This is a genomic window from Billgrantia ethanolica (genome assembly GCF_021404305.1).
Lineage (GTDB): Bacteria > Pseudomonadota > Gammaproteobacteria > Pseudomonadales > Halomonadaceae > Halomonas > Halomonas ethanolica.
Map to the genome: position 1 here is coordinate 1160475 of NZ_JABFTX010000001.1, position 13902 is coordinate 1174376.

At 63.5% G+C, this 13902-nt stretch carries 19 protein-coding genes; 12 read left to right on the forward strand and 7 right to left on the reverse strand.

Annotated features, from left to right (window positions below; all coding sequences use genetic code 11):
* Position 1: 1 nt before the first annotated feature.
* The 9 genes from HOP53_RS05270 to HOP53_RS05310 all read left to right on the forward strand — a co-directional run bounded on the left by HOP53_RS05270 (position 2) and on the right by HOP53_RS05310 (position 5296).
* Positions 2–1234, forward strand: coding sequence for a type II secretion system F family protein (locus HOP53_RS05270; protein WP_234269036.1), 1233 nt, complete (start codon positions 2–4; stop codon positions 1232–1234).
* A 19-nt stretch (positions 1235–1253) separates the two neighbouring features.
* A complete protein-coding gene (gene mntA / locus HOP53_RS05275) occupies positions 1254–1646 on the forward strand; it encodes a type VII toxin-antitoxin system MntA family adenylyltransferase antitoxin (RefSeq protein ID WP_234269037.1) in 393 nt (130 codons plus the stop codon).
* Positions 1639–2064, forward strand: coding sequence for a type VII toxin-antitoxin system HepT family RNase toxin (gene hepT / locus HOP53_RS05280; RefSeq protein ID WP_234246702.1), 426 nt, complete (start codon positions 1639–1641; stop codon positions 2062–2064). The genes mntA and hepT overlap by 8 nt, the downstream gene beginning before the upstream one ends.
* Positions 2065–2082: 18 nt before the next feature.
* Complete coding sequence (locus tag HOP53_RS05285) at positions 2083–2931, forward strand: prepilin peptidase (protein ID WP_234269038.1); 849 nt, start codon at positions 2083–2085, stop codon at positions 2929–2931.
* 18 nt (positions 2932–2949) lie between these two features.
* A complete protein-coding gene (gene coaE / locus HOP53_RS05290) occupies positions 2950–3552 on the forward strand; it encodes a dephospho-CoA kinase (protein WP_234269039.1) in 603 nt (200 codons plus the stop codon).
* Between the two features lie 54 nt (positions 3553–3606).
* Positions 3607–3855: a type II toxin-antitoxin system Phd/YefM family antitoxin gene (locus HOP53_RS05295; RefSeq protein ID WP_086508920.1), complete on the forward strand. Its 249-nt coding sequence runs from the start codon at positions 3607–3609 to the stop codon at positions 3853–3855.
* Complete coding sequence (locus HOP53_RS05300) at positions 3845–4129, forward strand: type II toxin-antitoxin system RelE family toxin (RefSeq protein ID WP_234269040.1); 285 nt, start codon at positions 3845–3847, stop codon at positions 4127–4129. The genes HOP53_RS05295 and HOP53_RS05300 overlap by 11 nt, the downstream gene beginning before the upstream one ends.
* A gap of 73 nt (positions 4130–4202) precedes the next feature.
* The gene (gene yacG / locus HOP53_RS05305) at positions 4203–4430 is read left to right on the forward strand and encodes a DNA gyrase inhibitor YacG (protein WP_234240912.1); all 228 of its coding nucleotides are present in this window, start codon (positions 4203–4205) and stop codon (positions 4428–4430) included.
* Entirely contained in the window at positions 4427–5296 is an 870-nt protein-coding gene (locus HOP53_RS05310; protein ID WP_234269041.1) for a DNA replication terminus site-binding protein, read from the forward strand. The genes yacG and HOP53_RS05310 overlap by 4 nt, the downstream gene beginning before the upstream one ends.
* Positions 5297–5314: 18 nt before the next feature.
* Here the strand turns inward: HOP53_RS05310 and HOP53_RS05315 are convergent, their stop codons facing one another.
* Both HOP53_RS05315 and HOP53_RS05320 read right to left on the reverse strand, forming a co-directional pair.
* Complete coding sequence (locus tag HOP53_RS05315; RefSeq protein ID WP_234269042.1) at positions 5315–6058, reverse strand: tellurite resistance TerB family protein; 744 nt, start codon at positions 6056–6058, stop codon at positions 5315–5317.
* A gap of 65 nt (positions 6059–6123) precedes the next feature.
* Complete coding sequence (locus HOP53_RS05320; RefSeq protein WP_234269043.1) at positions 6124–6729, reverse strand: 2-hydroxychromene-2-carboxylate isomerase; 606 nt, start codon at positions 6727–6729, stop codon at positions 6124–6126.
* 158 nt (positions 6730–6887) lie between these two features.
* Between HOP53_RS05320 and HOP53_RS05325 the strand changes: the two genes are divergently transcribed.
* Complete coding sequence (locus HOP53_RS05325; protein WP_234269044.1) at positions 6888–9368, forward strand: Lon protease family protein; 2481 nt, start codon at positions 6888–6890, stop codon at positions 9366–9368.
* Entirely contained in the window at positions 9358–10146 is a 789-nt protein-coding gene (locus tag HOP53_RS05330) for a universal stress protein (protein ID WP_234269045.1), read from the forward strand. The genes HOP53_RS05325 and HOP53_RS05330 overlap by 11 nt, the downstream gene beginning before the upstream one ends.
* A 26-nt stretch (positions 10147–10172) precedes the next feature.
* Here the strand turns inward: HOP53_RS05330 and HOP53_RS05335 are convergent, their stop codons facing one another.
* The 3 genes from HOP53_RS05335 to HOP53_RS05345 all read right to left on the reverse strand — a co-directional run bounded on the left by HOP53_RS05335 (position 10173) and on the right by HOP53_RS05345 (position 11685).
* On the reverse strand, positions 10173–10847 hold the full coding sequence (locus HOP53_RS05335; protein ID WP_234269046.1) for a TVP38/TMEM64 family protein: 675 nt from the start codon (positions 10845–10847) through the stop codon (positions 10173–10175).
* Between the two features lie 122 nt (positions 10848–10969).
* On the reverse strand, positions 10970–11155 hold the full coding sequence (locus tag HOP53_RS05340; RefSeq protein WP_234269047.1) for a hypothetical protein: 186 nt from the start codon (positions 11153–11155) through the stop codon (positions 10970–10972).
* A 119-nt stretch (positions 11156–11274) separates the two neighbouring features.
* Positions 11275–11685: an SRPBCC family protein gene (locus HOP53_RS05345; protein WP_234269048.1), complete on the reverse strand. Its 411-nt coding sequence runs from the start codon at positions 11683–11685 to the stop codon at positions 11275–11277.
* Positions 11686–11891: 206 nt separating this feature from the next.
* Here HOP53_RS05345 and rimO point away from each other — a divergent pair, with 206 nt between their 5' ends.
* On the forward strand, positions 11892–13253 hold the full coding sequence (rimO, locus tag HOP53_RS05350) for a 30S ribosomal protein S12 methylthiotransferase RimO (protein ID WP_234269049.1): 1362 nt from the start codon (positions 11892–11894) through the stop codon (positions 13251–13253).
* A 63-nt stretch (positions 13254–13316) separates the two neighbouring features.
* Here the strand turns inward: rimO and HOP53_RS05355 are convergent, their stop codons facing one another.
* Entirely contained in the window at positions 13317–13604 is a 288-nt protein-coding gene (locus HOP53_RS05355) for a HigA family addiction module antitoxin (protein WP_234269050.1), read from the reverse strand.
* A gap of 11 nt (positions 13605–13615) precedes the next feature.
* Positions 13616–13897 carry a type II toxin-antitoxin system RelE/ParE family toxin gene (locus tag HOP53_RS05360; RefSeq protein ID WP_234269051.1) on the reverse strand — a complete coding sequence of 94 codons (282 nt, stop codon included), beginning with the start codon at positions 13895–13897 and terminating at the stop codon, positions 13616–13618.
* Positions 13898–13902: the final 5 nt, after the last annotated feature.

Below are 13902 nucleotides of genomic sequence, written 5' to 3' on the forward strand. Positions count from 1 at the left end.
TATGGCAACCAGAACGGCAAGAGCGCCGCGGAAGCTGAAACTGTACCGCTGGCGCTGGACGGGCAAGGGCCCCGGCGGCAGGCTGGTGAGCGGCGAAGTGGTAGCCGCCGAGAAGTTCGAGGTGGAGCGCGAGCTGGCGAGCCAGAACATCATCGTCAAGCGGGTGCGCCGCAAGGGTGGGCTAGGCAGCGGCATGGGCACTATCAAGCCTCGCGACGTGATGCTGTTCGCCCGTCAGATGGCCACCATGATTCGCGCCGGCGTGCCGGTGCTGCAGGCCTTTCAGGTGGTGGCCGAGAGCATTCGCAAGCCGGCCATGAGCGCCGTGGTGCAGCAGATGATGAACGAGGTGGCGGCCGGCTCGAGTTTTTCCCAGGCGCTGCGCAACCATCCCGAGTGCTTCGATAGCCTGTTCTGCAACCTGGTGGAGGCCGGTGAGAGTTCCGGCTCGCTCGACCGCATGCTCGATAGAATCGCCACCTACAAGGAGAAGGTGGAGTCGCTCAAGGGGCGGGTGAAGAAGGCGCTGTGGTATCCCATCGCTGTGATTCTGGTGGGGATTGGCGTGACCGCGCTGCTGCTGATCAAGGTGGTGCCGCAGTTCGAGAGCCTGTTCCACGGTTTCGGCGCCGAGCTGCCGGCGATGACCCGCATGACCATCGCCCTCTCCGAGTTCGCTCAGCAATATTGGCTGTGGGGGCTGGGCGGGATGATCGCCTTCGTTTACCTGCTGCGCCAGGGCATCAAGCGTTCGCCCTCGTTTGCCTATCGCGTGCATGCCTTTCTGCTCAAGATCCCGGTGCTTGGCGACATTTTCGACAAGTCCGCCGTGGCGCGCTATTCGCGCACGCTGGCCACCACCTACGGTGCCGGCGTGCCGATGGTGGAAGCGCTGGACATCGCCGCCGGGGCCACCGGCAACCTGGTTTACGAGCGTGCCACGCGACAGATCCGCGAGGACGTTTCCACCGGCCAGCAGCTGCACTTTGCCATGCGCCTGACCGAACGCTTCCCGGCGCTGGCGGTGCAGATGGTGGGCATCGGTGAGGAGTCCGGCGCGCTGGACGCCATGCTCAACCGGGTGGCGGACTACTATGAGGAGGAGGTCGACAACAAGGTCGATGCCCTCACCTCGCTGCTGGAACCGTTGATCATCGTGGTGCTCGGTGTTCTGGTCGGCGGCCTGGTAGTCTCGATGTATCTGCCGATTTTCGAGTTGGGAACGGTGTTGTAACTATGACGGTGTTGTAACTATGATGCCTGATCTTATGGAGCGCTTGGTCGCGCTGGCCAAGGCACGAGAGGACATAGCCGCCCTGTGGCTATATGGTTCCCGCGCTCGTGGCGACCACGCAGAGGACAGCGACTACGACCTTGCCGTCGCCTTTACAGATTGGCTCAACTCACCGCTGGAGCGAAGACTCAGGCCAGAGCTTCTTGCTCTCGACTGGCAGCGCGAGCTTGCGCTACCTGAAGACAAACTCAGTGTGGTGGATATCGCTATTTGTCCAATTCCACTGGGCTGGAGCATCCTAGAACAAGGCCGGCTCCTGCTTGACCAGCACCCCCAACTGCGGATGACCCAAGAAGCCCGTATCATGTCCCGCTGGGAACACGACTACTCTGGTATGAGGCGCTATGGCTGATTCGAGCCCAGGCATCGCTTATTTGGTCGCTCTTCGACAGCATGTCGCAGAATGCGAGACAGATATCGCCACACTTGAACGGATCGTAAAGGAGCGCCCTTGGTCGCGTCTGGAACGACATGCCGCAGAGCGTACGTTGCAGGTTTTGATTGAAGGCTGCATTGGCGTTGCCAAGCATTGGGCGAAGCGAGAGACCGGCACAGTGAGCCAGAATGCTCTCGGCGCTTTCGAGGCGCTTATCGAGCAAGGCTTGATCAGCCATGAAGTCCCGTGGCGCAAAGTGGTTGGTCTGCGCAATGCCTTGGTGCATGACTATTTGGAGGTTGATGACCGAATCGTGGCCGAAGTCATTGAAGCCGGTCATTACCTCCCCTTAATTGCCTTTGCGAGGCAGGCAATCCAAGCACTCGAATCTTGACGAGACAAGGACTCCTTCTTGCTTGACGTTTCCCCCACCATTCTATTGCCGCTGGCAGCCCTTCTGGGCCTGTGCCTGGGCAGCTTTCTCAACGTGGTGATCGTGCGCTTGCCGGTGATGCTGATGCTGGGCTGGCGGGCCGAGGCTCGTGAGGCGCTGGAGCTGCCCGAAGAGGAGTCGCCCCGCTTCAATTTGCTGGTGCCGCGCTCGATCTGCCCTCAGTGCGAGACACCTATCGCTTGGCACGACAACCTGCCGGTGCTCGGCTGGATCAAGCGGCGCGGCCGCTGTGCCGCCTGCGAGGCGCGTATCAGCCCGCAGTACCCACTGGTGGAGCTGGCCGGCGCCGGCCTGGCGCTGGCGGTGGTGGCGCTGTACGGCGCCAGCTGGCAGGGTCTGTTCGTGTACGGCGCCTGCCTGGCACTACTGGCGCTGGCCGTGATCGACCTGCGCACCCAACTGCTGCCCGATGCCATGACCTTGCCGCTGCTGTGGGCTGGTCTGCTCTATCAGCTGCTGTTTCAGCCGCTGATGCTGCCTAGCGCGGTAATCGGCGCCATGGCGGGCTATCTTGCCCTGTGGAGCGTGTACTGGCTATTCAAGCTGGTAACGGGCAAGGAGGGCATGGGCTACGGCGACTTCAAGCTGCTGGCGGCTCTGGGCGCCTGGCTGGGCTGGCAGTATCTGCCCATGGTGTTGATCCTTTCCGCCGGTGTGGGCGCCATCGTGGGCATTGCGCTCCAGCTGGCTCTGCCCCGCCTGCGCGGCGCACCGATGCCCTTCGGCCCCTACCTGGCCAGCGCCGGCATGATCGCGCTGTTGGTCGGCGAGCCGCTGATGGCCGCTTATATCGGCCTTACGTTCTAATCTATTGGGAGAGTGGTTTTGATCGTTGGCGTAACGGGCGGTATCGCTTCCGGCAAGAGCACGGTGGCGCGGGCCTTCGCGGCGCTGGGCGTGCCGTGGGTGGATGCCGACGACGTGGCTCGCGAGGTGGTGGAGCCCGGCGAGCCGGCACTGACCGAGATTGCCGGGCGCTACGGTGAGCGGGTGTTGCAGGCCGACGGGAGCTTGAACCGCCGTGCCCTGCGCGAGATCGTGTTTGCCGATGAAGGCGAGCGCCGCTGGCTGGAGTCGGTGACCCACCCGCGCATCCGGCAGCGTATCGTCGCGCACCTGGAGCGGCTACAGGCCGAGGGCGCACCCTACGTGCTGCTGGTCTCTCCACTGCTGTTCGAGTCGAGCCAGAGCGAGATGGCCGACCGCTGCCTGGTGATCGACGTGCCGGAAAGCCTGCAGATCGCCCGCACCGCTTCCCGCGATGACGTCGACGACGCCCAGGCCCGTGCCATCGTGGCGGCCCAGATGCCGCGTAGCGAACGCCTGGCCCGCGCCGACGATGTGATCGACAATACCGGTAGCGAAGCAGACCTTGCCGCCCAGGTGGCCGAACTGGACCGACGCTATCGGGAGCTAGCGACCTCTTGAAAGCCCTATTAAAAGACCTTTAAAATGGTCTTTATAGCGAATCAGGAGGCCATCATGCCCCATACCATTCTTGCCAACACCACAGCCAGCATCTCCGAACTTAAAAAGAACCCGATGGCTACCGTTGCCGCAGGTGAGGGCTTTCCTGTCGCCGTTCTGAACCGGAACGAGCCCGCCTTCTACTGCATCCCGGCGGCCGCATATGAAGAATTGCTGGAGAAGTTGGAAGATGCCGAGCTGAACCGGATCGCCGATGAACGAAGCTCCCAGGCTGAGATCACGGTGACCTTGGATGAGCTTTGAGCTTCGCTTTCGGGAAGAGGCTCTGAAGGAGTGGCGCAAGCTCGATGATAGCGTGCGCTCTCAGTTCAAGAAGAAGTTGGCAGCCATTCTGAATGACCCTATCCGACCGGCTGCCCAACTCTCCGGCAGTAAGAATCGCCACAAGATCAAGCTCCGTAGCGCAGGCTTTCGCCTTGTCTATGAGGTGCGAGGCGATGAGCTGGTCGTAATTGTCATTGCAGTGGGTAAACGAGAGCGTAACGACGTTTATCTCAAGGCCAAGCGACGCCACTGATCAACAAGCCTGCTGGCCTTTACCTCTCACCGATGGCTAGACTATGCGCAAAGCCAGCAACCGTTTTGGATTCATGAGCCAACACAACCAACGCCCCTTGACCGTCGCCTGCCCGCAATGCCGAAAAAAGGTGGAATGGAGCGAGAGCAACCCCTACCGCCCCTTCTGCAGCGAGCGCTGCAAGCTGATCGACCTGGGTGCCTGGGCCGATGAGTCGCACCGTATTGCCGGCGAGCCGGCGCTCGACGAGAGCAATATCGACGAGTGGCTGGCCCGCGCCGAGCGAGGCGACGAGCGGTGACGCTCGCCCCGGCGCCGACCTATCGGCTGCTGGCCGAACTGGAGCTCGCCTTTGACAAGCTGATCGAGTGCAGCGAGGCATTAGTAGCGACCTATGCGGCCTCACCTGCCGAGGCCTGGGCCTTTCAGGCCGAGGCCAGCACCGAGTGGTTGCGTCGCGCCCTGCTCGACTTCTGGTACGCCGATGGTCAGGACGGCCGCGCCACACGCAGCCATGTGGGGCTGGTGGCCGCCGACGATGCCCTGATGGCCGCAGCGGCCGAGGTCAACGCCGCCAAGGCCGATTTTGCCGCCCGGCTTGCGCATATTCGCGACCATCACCCACCCCTGCTGGCCGAGGCCAAGGCGGTGCTGCCGTTCCGCCACCCCGAGCTGCACGACCACCTGCGCGGCAGCGGCCTGGCCCGGCTGCACTTGAAGCAGTGCTGGCGGGCAATACCCATCGCCGAAGCGCCGGTGGCCCGGGTGCGCCTGGCGTGGTACTCGAGCGGTCGCTCGATCAAGCGGCTGACGGTGCGCGAGGTGGAGAAGAAACTGCTGGCACTGGATACCGATGCCCCCCACGTGCGCATTCAGCTGCGCAAACTGGCCGCCCTGCCCTCGGCCGAGCCGTTGGCGCAGGTGCAGAGCCAGGCACCGCTGATGCGCGCCAACCTGTTCTACTGCGAGCCGTTGGAAGACGGCCGCACCCGCCGTGCCATGAACGTGGCGCTGCCGCTGTTCCTGCCTGCCCCGCGCGGCCGGCTGCCCGACCACAACCTGCCGCCGGCCGCGCCGCCCCAGAGCCGTACCCGGGCCCGGCGCAGCGACGAGAAACTGGAAGATACGCCCTACCTGCCCAGCCTCAGGATCTACCGTTACCGCTGATACGCGCTCAGACGTGCCCTAACCTGCCAGCTTGGCTTGATGCTCCAGTTCTGCGACCAGCTCGGGCTGAAGCCTCAGCGCAGCGGCCAGCTCGTCGAGCCAGGCGCGCTCCATGGGGTTCTGTTCGTCGACCACCGCTACGCTGATGAGGTACATCTCGCGCGCGGCCTGAGGAGAGTCGGCCTGGCGCGCCAGCGCCTCGGCATCCAGCGGAGCAGTGAGCTGACTCTCGACCCAGCGATGCAGCTCGTCGTCGGCACCTAGCGCATCGATCTGCTGGGCAAGGAGCTCGCGCTCCTGAGCGTCGATATGGCCGTCGGCGCGCGCGGCCATGATCATGGCCTGAAGCAGCTCGAGGCTGCGACGCTCCTGGTACTCGCCTTCAAGCGCTTCGACTGGCTTGCCCTCGGCACTGCTGCCAACCGACTGGCCAGCCGCTCCCTTGGCCCCTTGCGAGTTCTGCCAGGCTTTCCAAGCCAGCATCCCCACCGCGGCAACGGCGCCGTATTTCAGTGCCTTGCCGCCGAGCTTGCGCCCACGTTTGGAGCCGACCAGCAGCCCCAGGGCCCCGCCACTGAGCAGGCTCTTCATATCCAGATTCAGGCCGCTCTCAGCGGTGGAACCCTGGCCCGATGAACCGCCTCCCAACTGACGAGACAGACCTTCGAGCATACCTTTGACATCCACACCACCACTGCTTTTGTTACCGCTCTGGCCACCGGCTTGCTGCATGAGTTGCTGCAAGATCTTACTGGCGTTCATGGCTTAATCCCTAAGGGGATCCACACTGCCGTGCTACGGCAATGTGGATCGATTGGACAATGGGTTTACTCTTCTTCATCCATGCGCGCTTCGTACCAGTCGAGCGCCTGCTCCATACGGTCGTAGCCCCAGAAGGGCTCGTCGCCGGCCATGAAGAACGGTGCGCCGAAGATACCCTGCTCCTGGGCTCGCTCGGTGGCCTTGCGCAGCGACTCCTTGACCTCGGGCCGCTGGCTCTGCTTCAGCAACACCTCGGCGTCGAGGTTGACCTCGGCCAGGCAGTTGGCGATGACCGCGGGGTCGGAAATGTCCTGGTCGTGCTCGAAGTTGGCGCGGTACACGCTGCGCACGAAGGCCGGCACCCAGGGTTCCTGGGCGTGCCAGTTGACGATGCGTGCCGACAGCAGGCCGCTGCGCGGAAACTGCGAGGGCCGGTGGAAGCGGATGCCGTCGCGCTCGCATAGCCGCTCGATGTCGCGCCACATGTAGCGCCCCTTGGCCGGGAACAGCTTGAAGGGGGTATCGTTCCAGCCCTGGGCCTGGAAGATCGGCCCCAGCAGGAACGGCTGCCAGTGCACCTCGATATCGCGCTCGGCCGCCAGATGCTCGAGCTTCATCGCAGCCGGATAGGAGTAGGTGCTGGCAAATTCGAACCAGAAGGTGAACGTCATGGCGGCTCCTCATGTTTCGTTACAGCCTCGGCTGACTGGCGCCTGAGTGCAAGCTTGTTTCGGCTCATTCCTCCTCGCTCAGTCAGTACTTGACCCGCATCATGCACTTTCCGTTCAGCTCCTCCATACTGATATGTATTAGAAAAGGAGAAAATCCGGTGCCCCACCCTCTGAACGTCGCGCAGATCTATCGCGCCTGCCCGGAAGACGTCTTCGATTTCGAGGTGACCAGCGAGCTGGAGTCGCTGGACATGCTGAGCGGCCACGACCGCGCCCGCGACGCACTGGATTTCGGCACCTCCATGCGCAGCGAAGGGTTCAACCTCTATGTGCTGGGCGATCCGGGCCACGGCAAGCATCAGCTGGTGGGGCGCTTTCTCGCCGAGCGCTCCCACGACGAGCCTACGCCGCCGGATATCGCCTACCGCTACAATTTCGAGGAGCCTTCCCAGCCGCTGCATCTGCTGCTGCCGACCGGCATGGGCCGCGTGCTGCGCGCGGACATCGAGCAGTTGGCCGAGGAGCTGCGCACCGCCATTCCCGCGGTGTTCGAGGGCGACGAGTATCAGAACCGCCTGCACGAGCTGAAACAGGCCATGGGCGAGCGCCAGCGGGATGCCGTGGAGGGTGTGCGCCGTGAGGCACGTGAGCACGACATCCTGCTGCTCTCCACGCCCAACGGCTTCACCTTCGCCCCAGCCGCCGCCAACGAAAAGATGATGTCGCCCGAAGCGTTCGAGCAACTTCCGCGCGACGAACGCGAGCGCATCGAAGGCACGGTTCAAGTGCTGCAGAAGAAGCTTTCCCAGGCCATTCGCCAGATGCCGCGCCTGGCCAAGCAGCTGCGCGAGCAGATCACTGCACTCAACCAGGAGATGCTGCAAACCGCCATCGACGCCCCGCTGGCCGAACTGGAAGAGCGCTATGCCGACCACGATGGCATCCTGAACCATCTCATGGCGCTGCGCGATGCGATGGTGCTGCACGTGGATGCGTTCGTTGCCGAGGATCCGGACATTCCACCGGAGGCGATCTTCAGTCGCTTTCATATCAATCTGATCGTCGATAACACCAATTGCGACGGTGCTCCCGTGGTGTATCTCGACCTGCCTACGCATCAGCATCTGGTGGGGCGCATCGAGCATCACGTACACAACGGCACGCTGGTCACGGATTATTCACTGATCCGTGCCGGTGGCCTGCATCGGGCCAACGGCGGCTATCTGGTGGTCGACGTACGCGCGTTGCTGATGCATGCCGGCGCCTGGGAAACCCTGAAGCGCGTGCTGCGCGCCGGCGAGATACGCACGGAGTCGCTGGAGCAGGCCTACGGCCTGATCAGCACCACGACGCTCGAACCCGAACCGGTGCCCCTGGATCTCAAGGTGGTGCTGCTCGGCGAGCGCCTGTTCTATTACCTGCTGTGCGAGCATGACCCCGACTTTCTGGAGCTGTTCAAGGTGCAGGCGGACCTGGAAGACGAGCTGGACCGCAACCATGGCAACCAACCGCTCTATGCCCGCATGGTGGCCACCCTGGCTCGGGAATCGGCCCTGCGCCCACTGGATCGCAGCGGTGTGGCGGCAGTGATCGAACGCGCCAGCCGCCTGGCCGACGACCAGGCCAAGCTGACTGCACGCCATCGCGCCCTGAGCGATCTGCTGGAGGAGGCCGACCACTGGGCAGAACGTGACGGCGCTCAGACGATTTCCCGCGCCCATGTCGACAAGGCGGTGGAGCAGCAGCTGTGGCGGGCCAGCCGCATTCACGAGCGCAGCCACGAGGCGATTGCCCGCGGCACGGTGGCGATCCAGCTCGAGGGCTCGGTGGTCGGCCAGGTCAACGGGCTTTCGGTGATGAGCCTGGGCGACTACGCCTTCGGCCAGCCCACGCGGATCACGGCTACGGCACGCCCCGGGCCCGGCCATGTGGTGGACATCGAGCGCGAGGCGCGTCTCGGTGGGCGCATTCACTCCAAGGCGGTGATGATACTGTCGCGCTGCCTGGCCAGTCGCTATGCGCCGGATGCGCCGCTGTCACTATCGGCCAGCCTGGCCTTCGAGCAATCCTATGGCGGCATCGAGGGCGACAGCGCCTCGGTGGCCGAGGCATGCGTGTTGATCTCGGCCATCGCCCGAGTGGGAATCGAACAGCGCTTTGCCGTCACCGGCTCCATCGATCAGCATGGGCGGGTACAGGCCGTGGGCGGGGTCAACGAGAAGATCGAAGGGTTTTTCGATATCTGCCAGGCGCGTGGCGGCGTAAAAGGCCATGGCGTGCTGCTGCCCGCCACCAACGTGGAGCAATTGATGCTCAAGCAGGCGGTGCGCGATGCCGTCGCTGCCGGCGACTTCCATATCTACGCCATCGAGACCCTTGATGAGGCACTGGAACTGCTCACCGGCATGGACCCGGGGGAGCGTGACGCTGACGGCAACTATCCTGCCGAGAGCCTGAACGGCAAGGTGGTCGAACGGCTCGAAGCCTTCCATCGTGCAGTCAAGAAACGCGCTGCCAGCGACGAAAATTCCGCAGACGAAAATACCACTGACAAGGCCAAGAACGGCAGCAAGAACGGGGATGAGAACGAAGACAAGGAAGGCGACCCAGACAGTGAGGTACCCGGCGATGACGACTGAGGATACGCTTCCCCACGGCGGGCAGGTAAGCGAGAACGGAACCGCTCTGGAGGCGGCCCGGGTACTGGCCCTGCTCGATGCCTCGCGCCACAGCCTGGCGGCACTTTCCGCCGCGGTGGATCTGGCCAGCCTGCGGCATGCCGAACTGGTGGCGCTCTACGTGGAAGACATGGATCTGCTGAGCTGCGCGGCCTTCCCCTTCTCCTGCGAGATCGGCGCCCAGTCGGGCTTGTCGCGCCCGCTCACCCACGATTCGCTGGAAGCGAGCATTGCCCGCCAACTGCAGCGCGTGCATCAGGCCCTCGCCGGCGCCGTGGCCGGACGCAGCCTGCGTCATCGCCTGGAGGTCACTCGCGGGCAGGTGGCCGCTGCCGCTCTGACCATGGCGGCACCTGAAGACGTACTGGTGCTGGGCAAGGCCGGCACGACGGAGCGCTGGGGTACCCGGCTGGGCTCCACCAGCCGCCGCTTGATTCTGGAAGCGCCATGCACGGTACTGCTGTGGGACGAACGCCACCCCTTCAAACGCGGGCCGCTGCGCTGGCTGAAACCGGCAGCCGGGGAGAACGAAGCACCACCGGCGATGGCGGAGTGGCTGGCGGCGCTGTTCGAGGGCGGCGCCCCGCTGCCCATCAGCCATGCCCGCGAGCTGGAGCGGAACCTGGCTCATGCCAGTGCCGGCGGCCTGCTGCTCCGCCGCGGCGAGCTGCAGAGGCTGCTCAATGAGGACCCGGAGTTGATTGCGCGGGTGCCGCTGCCGCTGATCGTAACGCCCTAATTTTCCCCTGGATATCCTAGCCCCGCCTATATCTCCTTGTTCTCCTCTACCCGCCTCCTCATCCAGGCACCGATGAGCAGCAGCAACGCCAGGGCGATGAGAGGCAGGATCAGATCGAGGGTAATGAAGTCGTCGCCCCGGGAGACGGCCTGCAGGCCGCTGTGAATGGCGCTGGCATAGACCGCCCACTTGATGCCCAACCCCAGGGCAGCGGCCATGACGAAGGTGGAGAGCGGCAAACGGCAGAGCCCGGCGGCGTAGTTGATCACTGAATGCGGGAACCCGGGCAGCACTCGCAGAGCGCACTGGGTGAGCAGGTCGCCGCGCTTGCTGAGCATTTCCATGATCTTGCGGGTCAAGCCTTCCGGGTTCCAGCGTTTGCCGACCCGAGCCGCCAGGTAGTAGGCCCCCAGCGCTCCGCTGACGCTACCGAGGATGAGCATCGGGGTGGCAATGTGTGGAGGATAGAAAGGCGCGATGAGCCACAACCCGATGCTGCCCGGCAACCCGACGGCCAGCGTCACGGCCATGGTCAGCATGACGCCGATGACCACCAGCGGATGATGTGAGGTCTGTTCGACCCAGTGTCGTACGGCAGTGAGATCCGGCGAGTGCCAGAACCAGACATAGGCAGCCATGGTGGCACTGGCCCCCACGGCAACCCAGCGCCAGCGGCGGCGAAGTGACGAGTCGTTCGGCATCGGCTAGCTTCCATTCGGTTTGCGCCAATGGTGCCATGCCCGTGCTTAGAGGTCACTTCCGAGTGCCTTGCCGGCGCCCCAGGCGTCCGGGCCAGGGTGGAAAGTGGGTCAAGCCATGTGACCTAGGCGTCGAGCTCGCCCTTCGTCTCCGGCGTCTCCAACTGAGGCGCTACCGAGCCCTCGGCAGGCTCCAGCGGCGGCTCTTGCAGCCGCTGCATGGTGGCAACCCGCAGGTCGATATAGCGCAGCAGCCCGAGTTGGGCGAACAGCACCGCCAGGCACCACATAAACCCCTTGATAACGCTCACGCTGGTTTCCTCGCTGAGGCCGACGGGCCTCGTCAAGACGAGTGTAGTCCTACTCCGAGAAAAGAAAAAGATAGCTGACTAACTTTTTACGCCAACTTTTTCACGCAACGCACGAGCGCCTACAGCCGCTCCTCCACTCGCTCGAGGATCTGCCGGCTGACCTTGCTGACGAGCGGCTTGGCGGCCTTGGTCACGGCCTTCTCGACCAGCCGATTGCGCAGTGTATAGCTGAGCGTGAAGGAGACCTCGGTGCCCGCTTCCACCGGGCTGAGGCGATAGCAGCCTTCATTGTGCACCCCTTCCACCGATTCCCACGCCAGCACCTCGGGCGGCCGATTCTCGGTGATGGCCACGTCGAAGGTCCAGTCCATGCCGACGGCATGCACATGCCAGCGGTAGCGCTGGCCGCCGAGGGGTTCGATCTGCTTGATCAGATCGGAGTAGTCGACGAAATCCTCGACCCGCTCGAGCAGGGCAAAGACCCGCTCCGGTGGCGCCGGGAGAATTGCACTGTGTTCGATGGTGGCCATGCGGTTCCCTATACTGCTCTACGACGCTAAAATGCTTCACCTTCACGTTGCAGGTTACCCGTCCTGCCGCATGTTAGCTAACTAAGATAGCTAATCTTCGGTTATGCAGGCATCGGTTCGGATGCGCTCAGCGATTCGTCAATATCTGAACACAGCGATTCAGCTCGCGCAGGCATTTGCCTTTCATTTTTCCACTGAGGTAGTACATGTCCACACCCAAGGTCGGTTTCGTCTCACTGGGCTGCCCCAAGGCGCTGGTGGATTCCGAGCGCATCCTGACCCAGCTTCGCACCGACGGCTACGAGATCGTACCCAGCTATGACGACGCCGACGTGGTGGTGGTCAATACCTGCGGCTTCATCGACAGCGCCAAGGCCGAATCGCTGGATGCCATCGGCGAGGCGATCGCCGAGAACGGCAAGGTGATCGTCACCGGCTGCATGGGCGTGGATGAAGGGGCGATTCGCGACGTTCACCCCAGCGTGTTGGCCGTGACCGGCCCACAGCAGTACGAGCGCGTGGTGGGCGCCGTGCACGAGGCGGCCCCGCACCAGCATCAGCACGACCCGCATATCGATCTGGTGCCGGCCCAGGGCGTGAAGCTCACCCCGCGCCACTACGCTTACCTGAAGATCTCCGAAGGCTGCAACCACAGCTGCAGCTTCTGCATCATCCCTTCCATGCGTGGCAAGCTGGTAAGCCGCCCGGTGGGCGACGTGCTGCGCGAGGCCGAGGGCCTGGCCAAGGCCGGCGTGAAGGAGTTGCTGGTGATCTCCCAGGACACCAGCGCCTACGGCCTGGACCTGCGCTATGCACCGAGCGAGTGGCGTGGCCGGGAGGTCAAGACGCGCCTCACCGAGCTGTGCGAGGCGCTCTCGGAGCTGGGCATTCGTGTGCGGCTGCACTACGTGTACCCCTACCCCCATGTGGACGAGCTGATTCCGCTGATGGCCGAGGGCAAGATCCTGCCCTACCTGGACATCCCCTTCCAGCACGCCAGCCCCAAGGTGCTCAAGGCGATGAAGCGCCCCGCCTTCGAGGACAAGACCCTGGCCCGCATCAAGCGCTGGCGTGAGATCTGCCCCGAGTTGACCATCCGCTCCACCTTCATCGTCGGCTTCCCCGGCGAGACGGAAGAGGACTTCCAGTACCTGCTCGACTGGCTGAGCGAAGCGCAGCTAGATCGCGTGGGCTGCTTCCAGTACTCCCCGGTGGATGGCGCACCGGCCAACGAGCTGGGCCTGGAGCCGGTGCCGGACGAGGTGAAGCAGGAGCGCTGGGAGCGCTTCATGGCGCACCAGCAGCTGATTTCCGCCGCTCGCCTGGAGCGCAAGATCGGCCGCGAGATCGAGGTGCTGGTGGATGAGGTCGACGAGGACGGCCCCATTGGCCGCAGCGAAGCGGATGCCCCCGAGATCGACGGCATGGTGTTCCTGGAATCCAAACGCACCCTGCGCCCCGGCGACGTGGTGTGCGCTCGCGTCACCAACGCCGACGAGTACGATCTTTGGGCCGAGGTGATCGAGGAAGCTCAGCCCGTGAAGTTCATGGACTTCTATAGCGCTTGAAGAGTGCGCGACACTCTACCGAGATCTGAGGGAACAACGGGACCTAAAGTATCGGGCGGGAATTCAAGCTGCATGCGGCTTGATTCCCGCGTACTCGTGCCCCCGCTTCGCCTCTTCCAGATCGTATGCGTTCTGCAGCCGCAGCCAGTAGCCTTCGCTGGTGCCGAAGAAACGGGATAGGCGAAGATCGGTATCAGCCGTGACGGAACGCGCACCTCGGGTGATTTCTCCAATGCGTGTCGCAGGCACCCCAAGGGCGGTAGCCAAGGCATTTTTGGTCAGTCCCATCGGCTCGATGAAATCCTCCAATAGAATTTCTCCCGGATGGATATTGGGTAGACGTTCGGTCATGGTCCACCTCCTCAGTGGTAATCGACGATTTCGACATCGTAGGCATTGCCGGCTTCGAATCGAAAGCAGATGCGCCACTGGTCGTTGATGCGAATGCTGTATTGACCTTCTCGGTCACCGCGTAGCGGCTCAAGCCGGTTACCCGGTGGGATACGAAGATCATCAAGTGCGCCAGCGGCATCAAGCTGACGGAGCTTCTTCAAGGCATTACGCTGCATATCCTGCGGCAGCTTGCGAGCCACCTTGCCATCTGCAATCGTGGCGGCAGCCTTGTCCTTGAAGCTCTTGATCATTAGGC